Raw genomic sequence first — 21,255 nt, 5'->3', positions numbered from 1 at the left:
ACCCGTGCACCTCACCTCGAACGGCATCGCTCTGGATCTGCCTCCGGCGGCGATGCGTGAATCCACCGCTGATGACCCGGGCCTACGGGCCCGGTTCCTGCGCGACGGCTACGTCCTGCTCCGTGGCCTGCTCGACCGGGATACCGTTTTGCGCCTGCGTAGCCATTACTTCGAGATGTTCGATCCGTCCTATCTCGCCGACGGCACCCGGCCTGAGGACGGAGTTTGGTCGGGCCGGGAACTGTACGGCTTGCCCGCACATGGTGTGCCCGGTCATCCGGCGCACCTGATGGTGCGCAGCCGGGAGTTCGAGCGGTTCACCCGTGAGAGCCGGCTAATCGATGTGGCACAACGGCTCCTTGACGCCGACGAGGTCATGCGCCTGCCACGGCAAATCGTGCGCCACTTTCACAAGGGACCAAGGGCATCGCGGGCACACACCGACTTCGACTATTTGGACCGCGGCTCCGATCACGTGGTCACGATGTGGATTCCGCTCGGCGATTGCCCAGCGGCCACGGGTGGCCTGGCCTATCTTGAAGGCTCACACCGGCTGGCAAAGGAGCGTCTTGACGTTCTCAAACTCATCTGCACGGACCGCCCGGGCGATCCCCGCCCGATTAGCCATGACCTGAATTGGACCCAGCGCCAACTCGGCGGGCATTGGCTCACAGCCGACTACCGGGCCGGAGATGTCGCTGTGCACTCACCTCATCTTGTCCACGCGACACTAGACAACACCACCGAGGCGATGCGGCTGTCGGCAGATGTTCGTTACCTGCCTATCACCGTTGAGCCTGATCCGAGATGGCTGGACCGCTGGTCCGGCGACGACGGGAATTAAAGCCTTGTCCGCAAAGGACTTTGGGCCCTGCTGCCGCGGCAGCCCGGCACCGAGGATCTAGCTATGACAACCCAGCAGCTACAGATTGAGATCTCCGCTCACGGCGCGATCCCGGCTCGCGCCAAGGAGTATGCCCGGCACAAGCTAGAAGCCCTCATGCGGCTTGCCCCGCAACCGGTGCTGGCTGCCCGGGTCAGGCTCATCCGTACCACTCACCGGTCAACCGGCGAACATGTGATCGTGGAAGCGGTTATGGACGTCAACGGCCGCCAGATACGGGCACAGGTCGCCGCCCAAGGCAGCCAGGAGGCCATCGATCTGGTTCAGGACCGGCTTCGCCGCAAGCTCAGCCAGCTTGGCCGTCACCCGTCGTGGCACGGGGCGCGTGAGCGGGCGCACCGGCCCGGTTACGCGGTGCGTCCCCCCGCAGAACGGGAAGTCTTGCAGCACAAGACTTATGGACCTACCTACGGCACCGCGCAAGAAGCGGCTTTCGACATGGAACTGATGGACTACGACTTCCAGCTGTTCACCGACGTGGATTCCGGCGACGACAGCCTTGTCTACCGCACGGGTTCTGAGGCATTCGGTGTGGCGCGGGCTGCCCAGCAGCCAGTCCTGCCGTTGCGTGCCGCTATCGGCACTCTGGACGCGACGGATCTGCCGTATCTGTTCTATGTGGACGCTGATTCCAAACGCGGAAACGTGCTCTACCGCCGTCACGACGGCAACTATGGCCTCATCAAGCCAGCCTGAGCGTGAGCTGGCGGCGAATGGCATAGATCACAGATCGATCGCTTGCTTATGCAATTGAAGAGGTTTTCAATTGCGAATGTTGCTGATAACCGGAGGCTCAAGGTGACGATCCCGCTGTATGAGCGCAAGGCAGAGTTCTTCCGCCTGCTTGGCCATCCTGTGCGCATCAGGGTGCTGGAACTGCTTGGAGACGGGCCAATGCCGGTGCGCGGACTGCTTACCGCCATCGACATTGAGGCGTCGAGCCTCTCTCAGCAACTGGCAGTCCTGCGCCACGCCGGAATCGTCACCTCCTACCGAGACGGCACGGCTGTCATGTATGCCCTGGCCGGCCCCGGCATGGCCGACGTCATGCGGGCGGCCCGCCACGTGCTCACCGAACAGATCGCCGGACAGGCGGGCCTGCTAGGCGCCCTGCGCGACGAAGACGCTCAGCCACTGCTCAAGTGAACGCCGGTTCGTGGGCCGCGCCAGGCTGGGCACGGATGCACAATCTGCTTCCTGGCTCAGCCGACCTGGCCTCGATGCGCCGGGCCCCAGGCCGTGACCTGCTCGCTGGCCTGACAGTGGCGGTTGTGGCTCTCCCGCTGGCGCTGGGCTTCGGGATCGCCTCGGGCCTGGGGGCCGCCGCCGGACTGGCGACAGCGATCGTGGCCGGAGTGCTGGCAGCCGTGTTTGGCGGCTCCAATCTGCAAGTCTCCGGGCCGACCGGCGCGATGACGGTCGTTTTGGTGCCGATCGTGCACCGCTTCGGCCCAGCTGGTGTCCTGACCGTCGGGTTGCTGGCCGGCGCCGTACTGGTAACCCTGGCAATCGCCCGGGCCGGCCGGTTCGTCAGGTACGTGCCGGCCCCGGTGGTCGAGGGATTTACCGTCGGTATCGCCGCGGTGATCTTTCTGCAGCAGCTTCCGGCGGCACTGGGCGTTCCGGCCGCCGCGGGAGAGAAAGTCGCGGTCGTCGCGTGGCAGGCGGTCGCGGCATTCGCCCGTGCGCCGCACTGGCCCGATGTGGCGATCGCGGCCGGCGTCGCGGCGATAATGCTCATCGGCGCCCGGATCCGTCCAGGGGTCCCGTTCTCCCTGCTGGCTGTCGCACTGGCGACGGTCCTGACGCAACTGTCGGCTTGGGACGTCGCGGCTATCGGCGCCCTGCCGGCCACCCTTCCCGCTCCCAGTCTTGGGTTCCTGGACCTGGCGGCGATACCTGTCCTGGCGTCATCGGCGCTGGCCGTCGCCGCGCTGGCCGCGCTGGAAAGCCTGCTGTCGGCCACTGTCGCCGACGCGATGAGCGTGGGGCAACGCCACGACCCAGACCGGGAGCTGTTCGGCCAAGGCATCGCCAACATCGTCGCGCCATTGTTTGGCGGTGTGCCGGCGACCGCGGCGATCGCCCGGACCGCAGTCAACGTCCGCTCCGGAGCGAACTCCCGTCTAGCGGCCATCTCCCATGCGCTGATTCTGGCACTCATCATGCTGACAGCCGCGCCGCTCGTCGCCCGCATCCCTCTGGCGGCACTGGCCGGAGTGTTGCTGGCGACCGCGATCCGCATGGTCGAGGTCAGCTCTCTGCTCGCACTGGCGAGGTCGACAAGAACCGACGCGCTCCTGATGGCCCTTACAGCGGCTGCGACGCTCGCGCTCGATCTCGTTGCAGCCGTCGGTATTGGACTCATCGTGGCCTGCCTGCTGGCTATCCGCAAAATCGCCAGAGCCTCACGGCTAGACCAGGTGCCGATCGACCTGTCCGATCATCACGCCGAGGAAAGCGCTCTGCTTCGTGAACACATCGTGGCGTACCGGTTCGACGGCCCACTTTTCTTCGGCGCCGCTCACCGCTTTCTTCTGGAACTGTCCGAAGTAGCCGACGTCCGTGTGATCATCCTGCGGATGTCGCGGGTCTCCACGATCGACGGAACCGGGGCGACCGTGCTGCGCGACGCGATCGAACGCCTGCAGAAACGAGGAATAACCGTCTTCCTGTCGGGAATCCCGGCCAGCCACTACAAAGCCTTAGAGGCCATTGGGATTCTCAACCGCATGACCGAGCAAGGGCTCGTGTTCGCCACCACCCCCGAGGCGATCGCCGCCGCACGCGCACACCTGCAGCACACCGGGATCCTCCCGGCACGGCCGCCCGCCACACGGCACGGATGAGTCTCACCGTGAAACGCAGCCACCGAACCGCCTGGCATATCTACCTGTTCATCACAGCCGATCTCCTGCCCTTGGCGCGCAACGTACCAAGGCGTGACCCCCATTTGGCCGCTCAGTTCGCCGCGCTCAACGCGAACCTGCGCGAAAATGCTCCACTTTGGAACGTCCAGGGACCGCGCTTGCTTCTGATCGCACGCAAGGCGTGGCTGTTGCATCAGGGCGGCGATGCCACCGGCGCGCAGGCACTCCTGCGGATCGCGGCACGATGGCTGTTCGATCTGTCACGCGCCAACACGCCACACCGCAGACGCCAGCATGAGGGCGGCATGGCTAGTGAATGAACGCGGCGGTCACGCCTGCCGTAGCGTAAAGCGCTACAAGGGGGTGCACGACGTGATCAAACCGCTGTATCAGGCCAAGGCGGAGTTCTTCAAGACGCTGGCACATCCGGCCCGCATCCGGGTCCTCGAGCTGCTCTCCGAACGAGAGCATTCAGTCTCGGAAATGCTGCCAGAGGTGGGGATCGAAGCCGCACACCTTTCGCAGCAGCTTTCCGTGCTGCGCAAAATGAGTCTCGTCGTCACCCGCAAAGAAGGTTCGACGGTTTTCTATTCACTGGTTAGCCCGCAAGTCGCCGAGCTGCTGGCTGTCGCCCGCCGGATCCTGACTGAGGTGCTCACCAGTCAGGCCGGGTTGCTCGAAGACTTGCGGGCTGGCCTGCCGTCTAACCCGGCAGAGTAACCGATGATTCGCCGGTGACCTGCTGGATGTCGCCGACCGCCGCGACGCTCAACCGATGGCCAAGGTCCGACAGCGCACGGGCGACCGCCAGCTCGTCGCCGATCTCTGGCACGTCGTAGTCGTGCGGGTTTACCTTCGCCCGTCCAATGCCGACGAGCCGGTCACCCAATTCTGTGCGCAGGCGCGCCTCCGCATAGGTACGGCCGTCCTGCTCGCCGATGAAGATCTCAACATTCCATCGCTTGGCCGCGATCATTGCAGGTCACCTCGATCGATAGGGGTTGGCGGCTCCACCCTTGCTTCGGAACCGGGAAATACAAGCGCCTCATGGCCGTTGTCGAGCCAGCGCACGGTGTACGGCGGCGTTCCGTCGTCGTGAGGCACTGACAGGATCACGCCGATTCGCCGGTGGTCACCCACGTGGATGCCCTCCAGAACGAGCCGGTCTCCAGGTTTGGCATGCATCGTCGTACCCCCGCTTAGTGTTCGGTTGGGTGAATGACGGCCACCGGTCCGGCAGCGTGATGGATGAGCGTGCGCGACACCGATCCCAGCAGCAGCCCGGCGAAGCCCCCGCGCCCACGGCATCCCACCACGGTCAGGCTGGCTTTCGCCGATTCCTCAACTAGGCTGTGTTCAGGGTTGAGGCTGTGCAACAGCAGTGCCTCGCCCTGCAGCTCTGGGTGAGCTTCGAGGAGAAGCTCCAGTCCGTCCTTGACAAGGTCGTGTGCCTGCCGCTCGGCCGTGATCTTCGGGTCTTCCACCGGCTCCGGCCCAAAACCCCACGGCTTTTCCCAGTAGACGTTGGCGACCACAAGCCGCACACCGCGGGAAATCGCTTCGTGGGCCGCGAAATCCAGAGCGGCGGCCGCCGCGTCAGAACCGTCATATCCGACCAGGACCGGCCCGTCCGGTGCCGGAGCTGGCCGCACGACGATGATAGGGCCATGCCCGTGCGTGGCGACCTGAGCGGAAACGGATCCCACCATCAGCTCGGCGAAACCTCCGAGGCCACGCGAACCGACCACGGTAGCAAGCGCGTCCTGCGACTCCGAGATCAGCACCTGTGCGGCAAAGCCATCACGCAGCTGCGCTTCGATACTGAGGCCCGGGTAAGCGGTTCTTAGCTCAGCTGCCATGTTGGCCAAGGCAGCCTTCGCCGCGTCGCGGACCTGGGCGTCGATCGTGGCGTAACTTGCCGCGACCATCAGCGGGCCGTAGCCGTGGAAAAAGCTCTCGTACACGTGGATAAGCGTCAGCGATGTCTCCCTCCGCACCGCGAGCGAAGCAGCATAGTGCGCTGCGGCCAGGCTGCCCGGTGACGTGTCCACGCCAGCAACAATCGGTCGTTTCATACCTTCAGGATTTGTTATGCCCGAGGCAGCGGGTAGGGCCATTGGACCTGTGCGAACCTGCCGCCCGGCCCTGCGGCTGTGGCGAGCCCGGGCCGTAGCGTCAGGTCAGCCACATAAGGAGGTGTGCGATGAAACGCTGGACCGTAAGCGACGTCATGACCCGTGAGGTCGTCTGGGTTCCGGAACAAGCTACGTATCACGAAATCGTGGGAAAGATGGCAGCCCATGCCGTCAGCGCCCTGCCTGTGCTCGACGCCAAGCGCCGCGTGGTCGGCGTGGTGTCAGAGGCTGACCTGTTGCGCAAGATTGAACTCGGCATGGACGAACGGATATTTCTGCGGCCCTCGCGCCGAGCGGCCAAAGCCAAGTCGAGCGCCGACCGGGCAGCTGAGCTCATGACCTCCCCGGCGGTCACGGTCAGCCCAGCGTCGACCCTCGCCCAGGCGGCGAAAATCCTTGCCGCGCAACAAGTCAAGCGGCTTCCCGTGGTCGATAGCGAGGGCCGGCTGCAAGGCATCGTCTCGCGTGCCGATCTGCTCAAGGCCTACTTGCGCTCCGATGACGACATCCGGATGGACATCGTCAACGGAGTGTTCAAGGAAACCATGTGGATCGACCCCAAGGATTTCGCCATATCTGTTCATGAAGGAAAGGTCCGGCTCGCGGGCGAAACCGACAGGAAGTCGGCGGCCCAGCTGCTGGCTTACTTCACCGGAATCGTCCCGGGGGTGGTTGAGGTCGAAAGCGAACTCACGTGGGGGTTTGACGACACCCGCGACAGCACCGGCTACTTCCGCTCACATCCATTCGACGCCGAGGTCACGCGTCCGTGATCACCTCGCTGGGCAGCCGCCGTGGCGTCCACGGCGGCTCGCCCACGGGCGGGTAGCCAACCCTGACAGCGATCTGCGGGAAACCGCCAGCAGGCAGCAACCGCCGCAATTGCTCTCGCGTGGTAGCCGCTTCGGTGACGTCACTAATCGGCGCGCTGCCCAGCCCGCGAGCCGTCGCGGCAAGCAACAGCGCAGACAAGCTCATGCCAGCAGTAAGCCACGCATGCACGGTATCGGTTGCGGTGTAAAGGATTGCGTACAGCGCACCCCAGTCATTGTCTGGACCCGTAGTGAGTCCAGCACCACCCAACGGGGCGAACTCCCGCACCGGAACCCGGCGCGGCACCGCTTTCGGAACGGTCTCCAGCGGAATACCGTCGCCGCTCCATGGTGGCCGGTGCGTCCAGTCGGCGAGTTCGGCCCGGTAGTCCGGATTAGACAGTTGCAGCGCTCCGGCACGCACTGCCGCCAAGGCAAGCACGTCAACGTGATCCCAGCGAACAACGTGGAGCAAGGCGCCCTGCCGTTCGCATACCGAGGTAAGAATCGCCACCAAGTCTTGATCTATCGGCGCCCTGAGAAACGGCCGCCGGTCGGTGCGCCGCTTGCGGATCGCGTCGCGCGAGGCGGCATCGCCAGCTGTTTGCCGCTCACCCGTGATCCGCACAACGGCAAGCAAATCGGGTTCGGCGGCGGCTGGCATGAACTCAACTTCATAGGGTGTACCAGAAAGCGCTGTCACCGCATGGTGCAGCGCCACCCCGCAACTCAACGTCAGCAACCGCCTATCGGGGTCAACGACGGGCAACTGGCGCGTCCGGTCGGCTCGCAACTCCAGCGTGTCAGCGCGGACCGTCCACTGCCAAGGCTGTGTGTTGAAAATGGACGGCGCATAGATAGCGAGCTCCGCGGCTTCTCTCAAACGGGTGTCGCCCATGTGCGCGAACTCCACTCACGCGACGTTGATCTGCTGGCCGGCTGTATCGCGTACCGCCGGGTTTTGGTAGTTCGCGGGAATAACCACGACCGGGCAGGTCGCCTGGCGAATGCAATCCTCGCTGACCGAGCCCAGGAGCTGATGGATATGCCGGCTGCTGCCATGACTGCCCAAGACCAGAACATCGGCGGTGCGGCCGGCTTCGGTCAGAACCGCTGCGGCATCGCCCTCAATCGCCTCACAGGCGACGGAGACGCCGGTGCGCAGGTATGAGGGAAGCGACGCCACCTCTCGTGCCAGCAGCTGTTCTGCCCGCCTGGTTTCCCGCACTGCCGTGTCCTTGTCACGCAACTCGGGGTATTGCCAGCGCCAGGCGTTGATGGCTTGCACCGTGCCGCCGCGCGCATGTGCCTCACGGACGGCCCACAACAGGGCTTGCCGCGCGTTGTCGGAACCGTCAACACCGACGGCGATCACGTAGTTTCTGGTGTTCATAGATCTAGTTCAGCGCCGCGGCGTGTTGCGGCACAGGGCCGAAAGTCCCGGCCACTACGTGCCGCCTGGCCCTGCTGATGTTCAGCTAGATTGCGCACTCTTTGAGCAACAGCGGAAGGGAGCTGCCCATGTCCCGGGTAATTGTCGGTGTCGGTGATAGCGCACACGGTTTACACGCGATGGTCTGGGCGATCGCGGAGGCGAGGCGCCTCGGCGCGGAGCTTCACGCGGTCCGAACCTGGCGCGATCGCGCTTCGGCGTCCTCCCCCGTCTTCGGCCTTTACCGGCCCATGCTTCAAGCGGCAGCCGCGTGCCAGCTGCATGACGCCTTCGACGGCGCGGCAGGCGGGCTGCCCGCCGGGCTGCACGTAGCCCTCGTGGTCGAGGAAGGCTCGGCGGCCCAGGTCCTGGCCAGCTACGCCAGCCGCGACGGCGATCTGCTTGTAGTCGGGCAAAGCCGCCGCCGCTGGCGGGTGTTGCCAGGCGGCACGGTCAAAGGGTGTCTGCGCAACGCACAGTGCCCCGTCGTGGTCGTTCCGGCCTCGCAGCTGGCCAGGCCGATGAAGCGGCTCATGCGCGGGCTGCGCCGCGATATTAGTGAACTTGAGAGCGTCTCGTGAGCGCACCCGGCTGATAATGGACCCACTATGACACGGCACCCGCTCCTCATCCGGATGGCGATCATCAGCGGATGCGTGCTCCTCATCGCGGGCGCGCTTTACGTGCTCGGTTTCGCCGCGGCGAAGATGGCCTCACTTCTGATCGCGCTAGTGGCCGCGTTCTTAATCGCAGCATTGCTCGAGCCCGTCTCGCATGGGCTGCAGCGGCTCAAGCTGCCCCGCTGGCTGGCCTCGCTCCTATCCGTCCTCGTCCTCATCGCTGCCGTCATTGCCCCCATCGCTCTACTTTGGAGCTTGGCTGCCTCGCAGTTCGGCGATCTGGCCGCACGTCTCCGCGATGGGCTCGACCGGTTGCGGTCCACCGGCAGCAACGTATTGCCTATCTCTGAAACGCAAATCGATCAGGCCATCGCCGACGTGCAGCAACGTTTCCAAGGGGGAACGAACGCCATCGCCAGCGCCCTGACCGTGGCCGAAGTGCTCGCCGCCATTGTGCTCGCGCTGTTTGTCGCGTTCTTTTTGCTCAAAGATGGCCCAGCCATGTGGAAATGGACCCTGCAACGTATCCCAGCAGCGTCAAAGCACATAGTCGATACTGCGGCGCAAGCAAGCTGGGAGACGCTCACCCGCTACATTCGCGGCATCCTGATCGTGGCTCTCATCGATGCCATCGGCATCGGCGTGGCGTTGCAAATCATCGGTATTCCACTGGCGCTTCCCTTGGCGCTGCTGGTCCTAGTCGGTGGCTTCGTTCCCTACGTGGGATCGATTCTGAGCGGAAGCGTCGCCGTCCTGGTTGCTTTGGCTGCCAATGGTCCGGTCGACGCGCTGCTGACTCTCGCCGCGGTGATCCTGGTGCAGCAGATAGAGGGCAATTTCCTGGAACCGTTCATTGTCGGCCGGTGGGTGCGGCTGCATCCCGTCGTAGTGGTGGTCGCGGTCTTCGCTGGCGGCCTCATCGCCGGCCTGGCAGGAGCGGTGATCGCCGTGCCGCTGGTGGCGGTGGCGTACCGGGTGACAGAAGTGCTCCGCGAGAGCCAGCCTCCGGCTCAGCCGCTCGCGGAGGATTCCTAGCCGCCGTTTCTGGCGGGGATGACGACAACGGGACAAGCGGCGCCACGGATGCAGTCCTCCGTGACCGATCCAAGCACTTGCTGCAACCGGTGGCTGTGCCCGTGGCTGCCGAGCACCAGTAGGTCGGCAGCGCCCGCGGCTTTGATCAACACATCGGAAGGGCGGCCTTCAAGGACATACCTTTCGATCGCGGCGCCGGAGTTCGATGCTACGGAAGCCAATTCCACACTGAGCACTCGTGCGGCTTCATCTGCCTCATTACCGCCGATCGTGTCACTACCCGGCGCCGTATCCCAGCGCCAGGCGATCACAGCGTGCAGCGCAATGCCGCGCCGCTGTGCCTCGGCGGCGGCCCACTGCAAGGCCCGCCGCCCACCGGCCGATCCGTCCACGCCGGCAACCAGGTAACGCTGACTCATGCCCGGGCCTCCTTGTGCGTCAGTGAGTGTGCGATCTCCTCGGCCCAGGAACTAATCGCGGTCCAGTCCCGGAAGTCGCCCTGTGGCGCCCGCAGAGCTGACATGATCGCGCGTTCGGGGAAGGAAAGCTTTGAGCGATCCAGATTTCCACCAAAGATCATGTGTTGCCTCGCCCCGGATTCGGCGATCATCGTGGTCACGTCAACCGGCGCCTCGGCTGGTGCTAGTGGGTCACCCACTGGCCCGCTGGAAAACAGCCACACCCGGCCCGCCTTCAACGCTTCGCTCCGATCGTGCACGAACTGCTTGACATGCTTCATCCAATGCCCTGCGTAAACCGCGCTGCCGACGACATAAGCGTCGAAGGGGTCATCCGGAATTGACTTCGCGGCATCGGCGAGCATCACCCGCAAGCCATGCTGGCGCAGCACACCAGCGATCGAGTAACTGATGTCGGCGGTAGAGCCATGTTTCGATTCCCACACCACAAGCACCTTCGCGGGCATTCCCGTCGCTTCACGATATTCGTCCATGGTGTTAGTCCACGCCAGCCGCGGTGGCCGCAGTAGGTGCTCAGGACCGCCTTTGGCAGGTCCTAAGTCCCTAGTGCTTTAGCCGGCGGCGGCGGACCGTTTAAGCAGGACAACCATAAGGAGCCTGCCATGCGTGCGATCTATGTAGCCAACGATCCATCCGCACACCTGCGCTTGGCACGACGCAAAGTCGGCGACGTCATGAGCAGGCCGCCGGTAACCGTCTCTGGGGATGCGCTTCTTGAAGAAGCACTGACCCGCATGATCCGCACGGGATTACGTCACCTAGTGGTGGTAGACGACGACGGTTGCTGCCTGGGCATGTTGTCGGACCGCTCCATCGCTGCCGCGTGGGCAGGTGACTACTCGGCGCTTTCCCAGCGCACGGTACGCACAGCACTTGAACCCGCACCCGCGCTCGTTAAGGTGACCGAAGCTGTGGTGGACGCGGCTCGCTGTATGCGTTCCTTCGGCGTCGACGCCGTCGCGGTGGTTGACGCCGAAGCCAAGCCCGTTGGTGTGATCACCGGAAGTGATTTCATCGCCTTGCTTGCCCGCTAGGGCCGTTAGGAGAGCCGGGCCTGTGCGGCCCGGCTTCCTTGTTGGTTGGGAGTGGTCAGTTCTTCTTGATGCTCTTGTGCTGCCCATTCGTGACAGCGATCGGAACGGAGCGCTCGTGCTGGCCGCGCTCGGCGACCTTCATCGTGATCTCCAGGATTCCATTGGCGTACGACGCCTTGATGGTCTCCTCTTTGGTGCCTGCCGGCAGGGTGACACTGCGGTGGAACGTGCCGTAGCGGAATTCGCTACGTCCGTCCTCTTTGGACTCAGTTTCACTTAGCCGCACAACGGCGAGCCGGAGCACACCGTTCTCAGTGGTGATCGCGATGTCCTTTTCCGGGTCAACCCCGGGGATTTCCGCGCGCACGGTGTACTGGCCGTCTTCGAGCCTTTCTTCGATCCGGATCACCGGCTCCAGGAACGGGAACCACGACAAGTCAGCCAGATCGTGCAGCCCGAAGGGCACACGTTTGGTGGTTTGCAACATGATGTTTCACCTCCTTTCGCTATTCGCTATAGGCCTGTGGTGGCGGTGACGATGGTGTCGTCCACGTCCCAGGCGAGCTTGCCGTCCACTTTGGTCACCCCGGGAACGGTCTTGGTGATGTGCACGACAAGCTCCGCGCTGGATTTGCGCTCAACGCGCCCGTTGAGGGTGACCACGCCGTCGGCGACGTCAACCTGAATGCCGATCGGGTCAAGCCAGAGAATGCGCCGCAGCACCCCGTCGACGATGTCGTCGCGGATGTCGGTGTCGGAACGCAGGTAGACCTTCAGCAGGTCCGCGCGCGAAACGATGCCGGTAAGACGGCCCAGATAGTCGACGACGGGCAGGCGTTTGACGTTGTGCTGGGCCATTTCCTGGGCCGCGCGCACGACAGGCACGTCAGTTTGGATCGTGATGGCTGGGGTGCTCATCAGGTCGTGCGCGGTGGCGGCGTGTGCCTTGGCGCGGCTGACCTTCTTGGTCCCCCACTCGAATGTCTTTGGCTCGGTGTTCTCGCCGGTGAACTCGACTTTGCGCAGGAGGTCTGCTTCGGACACGACCCCGACCACTTTGCCCACGCTGTCGACCACTGGCACCGCGCTGACGTGGTGGATCGCTAGCCTGTTAACGATTTCCTGGTACGGGGTGTCCTCCCCAACGGAGATGGCGCCGGTGGTCATGACATCGGCGACAGTCCAGCGTTTCATGATGTCTGCCTTTCTAGGAGAACGGCGCGCCCTGCTTCGAGCCGGGCGACCGGAATACGGAATGGTGAGCACGACACGTAATCGAAGCCCGTGGTGGCGAAGAAGTGGATCGAATCGGGGTCGCCGCCGTGTTCGCCGCACACGCCGATGCTCAGATCCGGTTTGGTGTCACGGGCATCGGCGACTGCCATCTCGATGAGCTTGCCGACTCCCGCCCGGTCCAACGTTTCAAATGGTGAGACGTCGAAGATGCCAAGTTGCAGGTATCGCGGGAAGAACTCGGCTTCGGCGTCGTCGCGTGATAGCCCCCAAGTGGTTTGCGTCAAATCGTTGGTGCCAAAGGAGAAGAAGTCAGCGTGCCGGGCGATTTCGCCTGCGGTGGCGACCGCGCGCGGGAGCTCGATCATCGTGCCGATGGGCAGTGAAGTCTCACCGCCAATCAGCTGCCGCGCCTGTTGCAGCTCAGCAGCGGAGGCGATCAGCGGAATCATGATCTCCGGTCGTGGGTTGAGTCCTTGTTCGCGGCAAAGCATTTCGGCCTGCGCGATCGCCCGCGCCTGCATGATGTAAAGCTCGGGGATGACCAGTCCGAGCCGCACGCCCCGCAGACCGAGCATCGGGTTCTGCTCGTGCATGCGGCGGGCCGCGGCCAGCAGCTTCGTCTCATGCTCGGTTGCTTCGCCCGCGGCTGATTTGGCGACAAGGTCCTCCAGCGACGGCAGGAACTCGTGCAGGGGTGGGTCAAGCAAACGCACGATGACGGGCAGCCCGTCCATGGCGCTGAAGATGCCGATGAAATCGTTGCGTTGCAGCACGAGCAGCTCATCGAGGGCCCGTTCACGTGACTGAGCCGATTCGGCGAGAATGATGCGCTCGATCAGCTCGCGCCGCTCACCCAGGAACATGTGTTCCGTGCGGCAAAGGCCAATTCCCTCCGCCCCGAACCGGCGAGCACGCTGTGCGTCTTCGGGCGTGTCCGCGTTGGCAAGCACCCCCAGCCGGCGCAGGCCATCGGCATGACGCAAAAGCCGGTCCACCGCGGACAACAGAGGGCTGTCCTGCGCGTCTATGCTTCCCTCAAGATAGCTGACGATCACTGGTGGGGTCACCGGGATCTGGCCCAGGTAGACAGCGCCGGTGGTGCCGTCAATGGACACGTAGTCACCTTCACGAATGACTCTGGTCCCAATGGTCATGGTGCGGCTATCGGCATCGACAGCGATCTCCTCCGCACCGCAAACGCACGTCTTGCCCAGCCCCCGGGCGACGACGGCGGCGTGGCTGGTCTTGCCGCCACGGCTGGTCAGAATTCCTTGTGCCGCCAGCATTCCGGGAAGGTCATCCGGATTGGTCTCACGCCGCACGAGGATGACCGGACCCGGTGTCACCGCCGCGCGGTGCGCGTCGAAGACCACACGGCCCACTGCCGCGCCGGGTGAGGCGCCAGCGCCAGTGGCGATGGGTTCAGTTAGCCGCTGGGGATCGAAGGCGGGGAACATGAGCCGGATCAACTGTCCACCGGTCACTCTGGACAGCGCCTCATCGAGGCTGATGAGCCCTTCCGTGGCGAGCTGTGAGGCGATGATGAAGGCCGCTTCCGCGGTGCGTTTGCCGACACGGGTTTGCAGCATCCACAACTTGCCCTGCTCGATCGTGAACTCGATGTCGCACAGGTCGCGGTAATGGCGCTCCAAGGTGTCCATATAGGACATCAGCTGGGCGTAGTTTTGCGGATCGAGGCGCTTGAGCTCCTGCAACGGCAGCGTGTTGCGAATTCCCGCCACGACATCTTCCCCTTGCGCGTTGGGCAGGTAGTCGCCGTAGACGCCCTTCTCCCCGTTGGCCGGGTCGCGGGTGAACGCGACACCGGTGCCGGAGTCCGCGCCGAGGTTTCCGAACACCATCGCCATGACGTTGACTGCGGTGCCAAGGTCATCTGGGATGTGCTCTTGCCTGCGGTAGACCACGGCGCGTTCGGCTGACCACGAACGGAACACAGCCCAGATCGCCTCGGTCAGCTGGACCATCGGGTCTTGCGGGAAGTCCTCACCGGTGTGCTCACTAAAGATCTGGCGAAATTTGAGCGCCTGTTCCTGTGGATCGGCATCGGGGTCGATGGACGGGAAAGCGGTGATGCCACGCACGGTCTTGCCGAACATGACGATCAGCCGGCGGTAGCAGTCCCACGCGAAGCGATGGCCGCCCTGCTCCGACAAGCCCGCTATCGTCTCGTCGTTGAGTCCAATATTGAGGATCGTTTCCATCATGCCGGGCATCGAGAACTTCGACCCGGACCGGACCGACAGCAGCAGAGGGTGCCGTGGATCGCCAAGCTGCTTGCCTGAGGAGATCTCCAAAGCACTGAGCTGTGCCGCGATCTGCTCTCGCAAACCCGCTGGCTCAGCCGCGTTCGCGAAGAAGTAACGGCAGGCTTCGGTGGAGATGATGAAACCAGGCGGGACGGGAAGCCCCAAGTTGGTCATCTCGCAGAGGTTGGCTCCTTTGCCGCCAAGGAGTTCTTTCATGTCCTTGTTGCCTTCGGCGAAGGCATAAACATAGGTCTTCACAGTGATCTCCTCCAGCGATTCAGGTACGCAGCGTCCGGGCGGTGGCGCTGGGTTCGGGCCCAGCTGGGGCGAGCCGCAACTTGATGTCAACGGCACACACCCCGTTGGGGAACACCAGCAACGGATTCAAGTCGAGCTCAGCGACCTCAGGAAGGTCTTCGGCGAGCCGTCCCAGCCGCAACAGCACGTTTTCCAATGACGTGATGTCACTTGCCGACGAGCCGCGATAGCCGGTGAGAAGCCGCGCGGCACGCAACCGCTGCCACATAGCGGTGGCGTCGCGGTCAGTAACGGGAACGAGCTGAAACGTTCGGTCCGCGAGCAACTCGGTGTAGATGCCGCCGAGCCCGGTCATCACCAGCGACCCAAACAACTGGTCGTGCACAACCCCTGCGGTCATTTCCACCCCGCCGCCGCGCATCCGCTGAACCAGCACGGCAGGCGAATCCTGCTGCAGAGCGGCCGCGATCGCCTGATAGGCCGAAGCCACCGCTGCCGCGTCGCGCAGGTTGAGGCGCACTCCACCGGTCTCCGTCTTGTGCACGAGGTCTGGATCGGCGGCCTTGAGCACGACGGGATACCCCAAGCGGGTCGCGGCGGCCACCGCATCGTCGAGTCCCGTGACCATCCGCGTGGGCAGCACCGGAATGCCGTAACAGCCCAGGATGCCCGCAGCCGTATCCCATGGCTGCCAGCCTGGTTCCGCCTGCTCCACGAGGAATCTGGCCTGTGCGGTGTCGACATCGGCCAGCACCGGAACCGTGCCCAAGGGCTCTTGCCGCCATTGTGCGTAGCGCGCGGCGTGGCCCAGCGCACGTGTCGCTTGCTCGGGCAGGTCATAGACCGGAATGCGGCGCTTGCCAAGGTATGGTGGCGCTTCGGGGACGCCGACCAGAACCGCGGCCATCGGCAATTCCGGAAATTCGTCGGCGGCGCAACCGATTTCGGCCATCGCGGCTTGCGGATCGTTGGAACGGGTCGCACCGAAGATGGCGACGATCGCGTCGACCTCCCCGTCGGCGGCGATGCGCCGCAACGCGTCACCCAGGGCCACCGGTGTGGCGCCCGCCCCGAGATCTAGCGGATTTCCCGGGCCCGCGATCCGCGGAACCTTCAGGCCGCTGGCTTCGGCAGCATCGGCGGCCAGGACGTTGAGGCCGCCCGCGTTACCCACCAAGGCGACGCGGTTTCCGCCAGGCAGCGGCTGGTCAACCAGAATCCTTGCCACGTCTAGCAATTCGCCCAGGCCATCTGCGCGGATCACTCCGGCTTGGGCGAACAGAGAATCCACCGCGACCTCGGATGAGGCGGCCGCCGCCGTGTGCGAGGCGCCGGCTCGCTGGCCGCCATCGGAGCGGCCGCCTTTGACCGCCAGCACCGGTTTGCGGCGGGCGACGGCGCGAGCGACCCGGGCGAACTTGCGCGGGTTGCCAAACGATTCCAGATAAAGCGCGACTGCTTGAGTCGCCGGATCGTCGAACCAGTACGACAACAGATCGTTACCACTGACATCAGCTTTGTTACCGAGAGACACAAACGTGGACACTCCGAGCCCGGTGCGCCGCGCATGGTCAAGCAACGCGATACCGACCGCCCCTGATTGAGCGGCGACAGCGAGTCCGTTGGCCTCGGTTGGCAGGTCCGCGGCAAACGTAGCGGCCAGGCGCACCTGGGGGTCGCTGTTGAGGATGCCCAGGCAGTTGGGGCCGATCAGCCGCATCCCGTGTCTGCGGGCCGCGCGCAGCACCTCTTGCTGCATTTCGGCGCCGGACGCGCCCACCTCACCGAACCCGGCGGTCAAAATCACGGCCGCCCGTGCTCCAGCCGCGCCAGCGTCGTCGAGGACCGAGGCCACCAATTCGGCCGGCACGGCCACGACGACCAGGTCGACGCCGTCTGGGATGGCCGAAACCGAAGGGTAGCAAGGCACTCCGGCAATCTGCGTCGCGTGTGGATTGACGGCGTACACATGGCCGGTGAATCCGTGCGAGGTGAGGTTGGTCAGCACCTCATGCCCGATCCCGCCTGAGGCACGGCCCGCCCCGGCGACCGCTACCGACCGCGGAGCGAACAGCGGCTGCAGCGAATGCCGCTCAGCGAGCCGTTCGCGGGCGTCCTGCGCGGCAAGTGTCGCCTCATCGAGTTTAGTGGGGATTCGCACAGTGGTCTGGCCGTCCATCGTCGCCGGTGGCGTTTGCGCCGCCAGCCCCGCCGCGATCTGAAGCATCGGCCCATTGGCGCGCAGAACATCGCCGACAAGCTCGGCGATGTTCTGCGTATGAGCGAATTCAGCCAGCTGCTCCAGCATCAGCGTCCCGACACCACGGCCCTGCCATTCGTCTGCCACCACAACGGCGAAGTCCGCTTTGGACGGGTCGCTGAGGCGCTCATAGGAGGCCACGCCCACGAGCTGGCCCCGGTCGTCGGCGACGACACCGTAGTGATCAGGCCCGGGCTGACGCGTCAGCCGGCTCACTTCGTCGTCTACCGGCGCCTTGCCGTAGGAGAAGAACCGCATATACCGGCTCCGGTCCCCCATGTCCTGGTACAGATAGGCCAGCGCCTCCGCGTCACCTGGTTCGATGGGCCGTATGGTAATGATGTGACCATCAGCGGTTAGCATGTCGGGCATAGCTAGATCTCCTTAGATCAGAACGCGTTCGGCATGCCGCGGCACGACCGCGCACCAGCCGAGTTCGGAATGAATGCGGTGGGACAGGGTTTCACTGGCCGCCTGCTCGCCATGCACGACATAGCAGGTCTGCGGCTCTCGCGGCGCGGTACGCAGCCAGGCCATTAGCCCATCAGCGTCGGCGTGGGCCGAGAACTCGTTGAAGCCAACGACTTCAGCCCGCACTGGGACGTAGCCGCCGAACATCTTCAGTGCCTGTGCCCCGTCCAGAAGCGCGCGGCCGCGGGTACCCGGAACCTGGTATCCGGGAAGCAAGATGAGGTGCCGCGGATTTGGCGCCATGTGCTCCAGGTGATGCACAACGCGCCCGCCTGTGGCCATTCCGGAAGCTGAGATGATGATGCAAGGCTGGTGGGGTTCGTTGAGACGCTTGGACTCCTGCGGACTGTGAACCAGGTGCAGCTGGCCCGGGTCAAAAGGATCGAACGCCATCTCGTGGACGCGACTGCGAATGTCACGGTCACCGCTGCGCAGCGCCTCGCGGTACACCTCCAAAGCGGCCAGCGCCATGGGACTGTCGACATATACCGGGACTTGCGGAAGCTCTCCGGTGTGCATGAGCTCTCGCAGCACCATCAGCAGCACCGGAGTGCGGTCAATAGCGAAGGCTGGAATGAGCACACTTCCGCCGCGGTCGAACGTGCGGCGCATCGGCGCGGCGATATCGGCGGCGTTGCGGGGACCGTGGACCTCATCGCCGTAGGTCGACTCGATGATCACGGCATCGGCACTCGGCATCGGATCCGGCGGATTCAGCAGAGGATGACTGTCGCGGCCCAAGTCGCCAGAGAACACGGCGGTCCGCCCGCTGGCGTGAACCTCCACTGTGGACGATCCAAGAATGTGGCCTGCCCGGTGCAGCCGCAGGCCTAGATCGGCCGTGACGTGAGCGAAAGTCCCGGGCTTGACCGGCTGGAACAAGGCGATGGCCTTCTCAGCGTCGGTGGTGTCAAAAAGTGGCAGGGGCGGCTTGTGTTTGCTGTAGCCGCGCTTGGCCGCGTATTCAGCGTCCTCTTCTTGCAGATGGGCCGCGTCGCGTAACACGATGGCGGCGACCTTGGCCGTCCACGGCGAGCAGTAGATAGGCCCTGAGTAACCGTGGCGCACCAGTCGTGGCAGCCACCCGCAGTGATCCAGGTGCGCGTGTGAGAGGACGACGGCGTCGAGGTCACGGGGATGGCCAGGGAAGCCCTCCCAATTGCGGCGCCGCAGTTCGCGGCTGCCCTGATACATGCCGCAGTCCACTAGCAGCTTTCCGCTGGCGGTGCCAAGAAGAAACTTGCTGCCGGTGACCGTCCCGGCGGCACCCAGGAACTGAAGGGAGGCTCGCTCTCGCATGCTCTAAGTGCACTGCGCGGGCGCCGTATGGGTTAGATGCGCACGGCCCGAAACGTTTAGGTCTAAAGACCCGGGACGGAGCACCGCGCCAGCTTTAGGGTCATAGCATGAGTGAGCGATCTGCTTCCGCTGTGCTAGCTGAGGCCGCGGCAGCGGCTGGATACGCGCCGTCGGTGCACAACACGCAGCCGTGGTATTGGCGAGTCGCTGGTGGCGCGCTGTACCTGTTCGCCGACCGGCGCCGTCAGCTGCAAAACACTGACCCTGACGGCCGGTTGCTCATGATCAGTTGCGGCGCGGCCTTGCATCACGCCCGGGTTTCTCTTGCCGCGCAGGGGTGGACGGCCAGCGTGCGCCGCATGTCTGACCCGGCGGACGGCGACCTTCTCGCGACCGTGACGCTCGCTGATCACGTTGGCGTGACAGCATCGGCGATGCGTGACTTCCAGGCGTTGCGCCTCAGGCACACTGACCGCAGACCGGTCAGCGCTTACGGCGTACCCCCTATCGCTCTTGAAGAGATTCAGCGCGCGGCCGGCGGTGAAGGTGTCGACCTGCACGTTCTCAAACCTGATCAAGTTTCTGAGCTGGCCTCCGCTTCGGCGCGGGCGGATCATATCGAGCTCATGGATCCCGAGCAGCGCCAAGAGCTGGCCTATTGGGTCGGTGGCGAGCGGGCCGAAGGCACCGGCGTCCCGGATTCGGCCATTCCCCACGCTCCACTGCAGACGGTGGTTCCCGGCCGGGACTTCGTGCGCGCGGGAACGCTGGAAGCAGGCCCGGGTCATGACAAAGAAGCGTCCTACGCCGTCCTATTTGGATCTGGCGACAGTCCTGCCGACTGGCTCAGAGCCGGCGAGGCGATGTCGGCCACCTGGCTGACGGCACAGCAACTTGGCCTGTCGGTGCTGCCGTTCAGCGCGGTGATCGAGGTGCCGGCGACCCGGGAAACCTTGCACCGAACCATCCTGGAGGGCATCGGCTATCCCTACCTGGTGCTACGGATTGGCCTGCCTGACCCAGACCATGCCGGCGCCCCGCATACCCCTCGCTTGCCAGCAGAGCAGACCGTCGAGATCGCCGACTAAAGCAGCGCTGTCACCAGCAGCATATAGATCGAAAGTGATGTCAGGTCCTGGATGATGGTCGCCACGGGTCCAGAGCCGAACGCCGGATCTTTGCCCGCACGCTGCAGCACCCACGGCAAGAACATCCCCACCAACGTCGCGGCCGTGCTGGCAGCCAGCACGGCCAGCGCGACAACTACCGCCAGCGCTGGTTCTCGCCATCCCACGGCCACCACCGCATACATCGCAGCCGCCAGTACCGCGCCCACCAAAGCGCCTGTCAGCGCCTCCCGGGCGGCGACAGCCTTGATGCCAACACCGACAGACAACCCGCGCACGGCGAGGGTCTGCGTCTGGTTTCCCACGGCCGCTCCAAGGTAGATGATGCCGGGCAGGAAGAACGCGACCGCCACCTGGGCGCTGAGCCGCTCTTCAAAGGCGGCCAGAACGCCCGCTGACGCCAGCACCCCAACAAGCCCGACACCTAACCAGGGCAGCCGGTGCAACAGCCGTCTTGGCACGCTCTCGACGCTGGCTTCGCGGGCGGCTGCTCCAGAGCGGACGTAGCCACCAATGCGGGCCATGTCCTCGTCATGCTCCTCCAGCAGCACCCGCAGCAGCTGTTTGGCCGAAATCAGGCCGATGAACCTTCCGTCATCATCGACCACGGCCAGACCTGGTTCCGCGTGCTGTACAGCCTTCCAGGCGGCATGCTCCTGATCCGTGCCCGGGGCGATGACCGGCGGATCAGAATCCATGATCTGCGACAGCGGTGTCCTGGGATCGGCTGACAGTAGCCGCTCGATCGTTACTAGCCCCGCCAGGCGGCCGTCCTCACACACCGCCACCACCGAGGCACTATCGAAGTCCTGGCCCACCAGCCCAGCAAGCGCGTCCGCGGCGCTCTGGCTGGGCGAGGCGACAGGGACATTGCGGCTCGCGTGCCACGCGGCGGTGCCAAGTAACGGCTGGTCATCGATCGTCATCATGTCCTCCGCGGGAACGGTATCGCATCTCTAGTGAGGCTCCGTAGACTTCTGTGCGTGGCCGAATCGCAACAATGGGCATCGCTCGGG

General features: G+C 64.6%; 24 protein-coding genes. 11 read left to right on the top strand and 13 right to left on the bottom strand.

From position 1 onward, the window contains the following. Positions 1-4: 4 nt before the first annotated feature. From A3E1_RS0131560 to A3E1_RS0131535, 6 genes are all read left to right on the top strand, one after another. Positions 5-844, top strand: a complete 840-nt coding sequence (locus A3E1_RS0131560; protein ID WP_020524816.1) for a phytanoyl-CoA dioxygenase family protein — start codon at positions 5-7, stop codon at positions 842-844. A 63-nt stretch (positions 845-907) separates the two neighbouring features. Next, complete coding sequence (locus A3E1_RS0131555; protein ID WP_020524815.1) at positions 908-1,600, top strand: ribosome hibernation promotion factor; 693 nt, start codon at positions 908-910, stop codon at positions 1,598-1,600. A gap of 102 nt (positions 1,601-1,702) precedes the next feature. Then, positions 1,703-2,050 carry an ArsR/SmtB family transcription factor gene (locus A3E1_RS0131550; protein ID WP_020524814.1) on the top strand — a complete coding sequence of 116 codons (348 nt, stop codon included), beginning with the start codon at positions 1,703-1,705 and terminating at the stop codon, positions 2,048-2,050. A gap of 35 nt (positions 2,051-2,085) precedes the next feature. Further along, a complete protein-coding gene (locus tag A3E1_RS0131545; protein WP_026209020.1) occupies positions 2,086-3,753 on the top strand; it encodes a SulP family inorganic anion transporter in 1,668 nt (555 codons plus the stop codon). Between the two features lie 8 nt (positions 3,754-3,761). Then, entirely contained in the window at positions 3,762-4,094 is a 333-nt protein-coding gene (locus tag A3E1_RS0131540) for a hypothetical protein (RefSeq protein ID WP_040392280.1), read from the top strand. A 43-nt stretch (positions 4,095-4,137) separates the two neighbouring features. Further along, positions 4,138-4,494: an ArsR/SmtB family transcription factor gene (locus A3E1_RS0131535; RefSeq protein ID WP_020524811.1), complete on the top strand. Its 357-nt coding sequence runs from the start codon at positions 4,138-4,140 to the stop codon at positions 4,492-4,494. On the opposite strand, the gene A3E1_RS0131530 is transcribed toward A3E1_RS0131535, so the two are convergent. From A3E1_RS0131530 to A3E1_RS0131520, 3 genes are read right to left on the bottom strand one after another with little or no spacing between them, the layout of a single operon-like run. Beyond that, the gene (locus tag A3E1_RS0131530; RefSeq protein WP_020524810.1) at positions 4,478-4,750 is read right to left on the bottom strand and encodes a DUF1876 domain-containing protein; all 273 of its coding nucleotides are present in this window, start codon (positions 4,748-4,750) and stop codon (positions 4,478-4,480) included. The two genes, A3E1_RS0131535 and A3E1_RS0131530, sit on opposite strands and share 17 nt — an antisense overlap. Then, positions 4,747-4,959 (bottom strand): DUF1918 domain-containing protein, encoded by a 213-nt coding sequence (locus A3E1_RS0131525; protein ID WP_020524809.1) that lies wholly within the window; start codon positions 4,957-4,959, stop codon positions 4,747-4,749. The genes A3E1_RS0131530 and A3E1_RS0131525 overlap by 4 nt, the downstream gene beginning before the upstream one ends. 14 nt (positions 4,960-4,973) lie before the next feature. Further along, complete coding sequence (locus A3E1_RS0131520) at positions 4,974-5,849, bottom strand: universal stress protein (RefSeq protein WP_020524808.1); 876 nt, start codon at positions 5,847-5,849, stop codon at positions 4,974-4,976. 128 nt (positions 5,850-5,977) lie between these two features. Between A3E1_RS0131520 and A3E1_RS43095 the strand changes: the two genes are divergently transcribed. Further along, positions 5,978-6,682: a CBS domain-containing protein gene (locus A3E1_RS43095; protein WP_020524807.1), complete on the top strand. Its 705-nt coding sequence runs from the start codon at positions 5,978-5,980 to the stop codon at positions 6,680-6,682. Here the strand turns inward: A3E1_RS43095 and A3E1_RS0131510 are convergent. Together A3E1_RS0131510 and A3E1_RS43090 are read right to left on the bottom strand one after the other, a co-directional pair. Further along, positions 6,669-7,634, bottom strand: a complete 966-nt coding sequence (locus A3E1_RS0131510) for an Acg family FMN-binding oxidoreductase (protein ID WP_020524806.1) — start codon at positions 7,632-7,634, stop codon at positions 6,669-6,671. The two genes, A3E1_RS43095 and A3E1_RS0131510, sit on opposite strands and share 14 nt — an antisense overlap. After that, positions 7,635-8,114, bottom strand: a complete 480-nt coding sequence (locus A3E1_RS43090) for a universal stress protein (RefSeq protein WP_020524805.1) — start codon at positions 8,112-8,114, stop codon at positions 7,635-7,637. It lies immediately after the preceding gene. A 128-nt stretch (positions 8,115-8,242) separates the two neighbouring features. Between A3E1_RS43090 and A3E1_RS45295 the strand changes: the two genes are divergently transcribed. Beyond that, positions 8,243-8,734: a universal stress protein gene (locus A3E1_RS45295; protein WP_020524804.1), complete on the top strand. Its 492-nt coding sequence runs from the start codon at positions 8,243-8,245 to the stop codon at positions 8,732-8,734. Between the two features lie 27 nt (positions 8,735-8,761). Further along, a complete protein-coding gene (locus A3E1_RS0131495; RefSeq protein WP_020524803.1) occupies positions 8,762-9,808 on the top strand; it encodes an AI-2E family transporter in 1,047 nt (348 codons plus the stop codon). Here A3E1_RS0131495 and A3E1_RS43080 read toward each other — a convergent pair. Together A3E1_RS43080 and A3E1_RS0131485 are read right to left on the bottom strand one after the other, a co-directional pair. Continuing rightward, positions 9,805-10,227 (bottom strand): universal stress protein, encoded by a 423-nt coding sequence (locus A3E1_RS43080; RefSeq protein WP_020524802.1) that lies wholly within the window; start codon positions 10,225-10,227, stop codon positions 9,805-9,807. The two genes, A3E1_RS0131495 and A3E1_RS43080, sit on opposite strands and share 4 nt — an antisense overlap. Then, the gene (locus A3E1_RS0131485; RefSeq protein ID WP_020524801.1) at positions 10,224-10,760 is read right to left on the bottom strand and encodes a flavodoxin domain-containing protein; all 537 of its coding nucleotides are present in this window, start codon (positions 10,758-10,760) and stop codon (positions 10,224-10,226) included. The genes A3E1_RS43080 and A3E1_RS0131485 overlap by 4 nt, the downstream gene beginning before the upstream one ends. A gap of 129 nt (positions 10,761-10,889) precedes the next feature. Between A3E1_RS0131485 and A3E1_RS0131480 the strand changes: the two genes are divergently transcribed. Further along, positions 10,890-11,321 carry a CBS domain-containing protein gene (locus tag A3E1_RS0131480; RefSeq protein WP_020524800.1) on the top strand — a complete coding sequence of 144 codons (432 nt, stop codon included), beginning with the start codon at positions 10,890-10,892 and terminating at the stop codon, positions 11,319-11,321. A gap of 55 nt (positions 11,322-11,376) precedes the next feature. On the opposite strand, the gene A3E1_RS43075 is transcribed toward A3E1_RS0131480, so the two are convergent. Genes A3E1_RS43075 through A3E1_RS0131455 form a run of 5 tightly spaced genes read right to left on the bottom strand, consistent with a single transcriptional unit; the run spans position 11,377 to position 19,112 of the window. Next, positions 11,377-11,808 (bottom strand): Hsp20/alpha crystallin family protein, encoded by a 432-nt coding sequence (locus A3E1_RS43075; RefSeq protein WP_020524799.1) that lies wholly within the window; start codon positions 11,806-11,808, stop codon positions 11,377-11,379. Positions 11,809-11,834: 26 nt separating this feature from the next. Continuing rightward, entirely contained in the window at positions 11,835-12,515 is a 681-nt protein-coding gene (locus A3E1_RS0131470) for a CBS domain-containing protein (protein WP_020524798.1), read from the bottom strand. Further along, positions 12,512-15,082, bottom strand: a complete 2,571-nt coding sequence (ppdK, locus tag A3E1_RS0131465; RefSeq protein WP_020524797.1) for a pyruvate, phosphate dikinase — start codon at positions 15,080-15,082, stop codon at positions 12,512-12,514. The genes A3E1_RS0131470 and ppdK overlap by 4 nt, the downstream gene beginning before the upstream one ends. A gap of 19 nt (positions 15,083-15,101) precedes the next feature. Beyond that, a complete protein-coding gene (locus A3E1_RS0131460) occupies positions 15,102-17,714 on the bottom strand; it encodes a bifunctional acetate--CoA ligase family protein/GNAT family N-acetyltransferase (protein WP_020524796.1) in 2,613 nt (870 codons plus the stop codon). A gap of 12 nt (positions 17,715-17,726) precedes the next feature. Continuing rightward, a complete protein-coding gene (locus A3E1_RS0131455; RefSeq protein ID WP_020524795.1) occupies positions 17,727-19,112 on the bottom strand; it encodes an MBL fold metallo-hydrolase RNA specificity domain-containing protein in 1,386 nt (461 codons plus the stop codon). 107 nt (positions 19,113-19,219) lie between these two features. Here A3E1_RS0131455 and A3E1_RS0131450 point away from each other — a divergent pair, with 107 nt between their 5' ends. Then, positions 19,220-20,200, top strand: coding sequence for an Acg family FMN-binding oxidoreductase (locus A3E1_RS0131450; RefSeq protein WP_020524794.1), 981 nt, complete (start codon positions 19,220-19,222; stop codon positions 20,198-20,200). Here the strand turns inward: A3E1_RS0131450 and A3E1_RS0131445 are convergent. Continuing rightward, positions 20,197-21,165 (bottom strand): magnesium transporter, encoded by a 969-nt coding sequence (locus A3E1_RS0131445; protein ID WP_245571487.1) that lies wholly within the window; start codon positions 21,163-21,165, stop codon positions 20,197-20,199. The genes A3E1_RS0131450 and A3E1_RS0131445 overlap by 4 nt on opposite strands. Positions 21,166-21,255: the final 90 nt, after the last annotated feature.

Source organism: Catelliglobosispora koreensis DSM 44566 (genome assembly GCF_000379685.1).
Lineage (GTDB): Bacteria > Actinomycetota > Actinomycetes > Mycobacteriales > Micromonosporaceae > Catelliglobosispora > Catelliglobosispora koreensis.
This window is presented reverse-complemented; position numbering and strand designations above follow the sequence as displayed.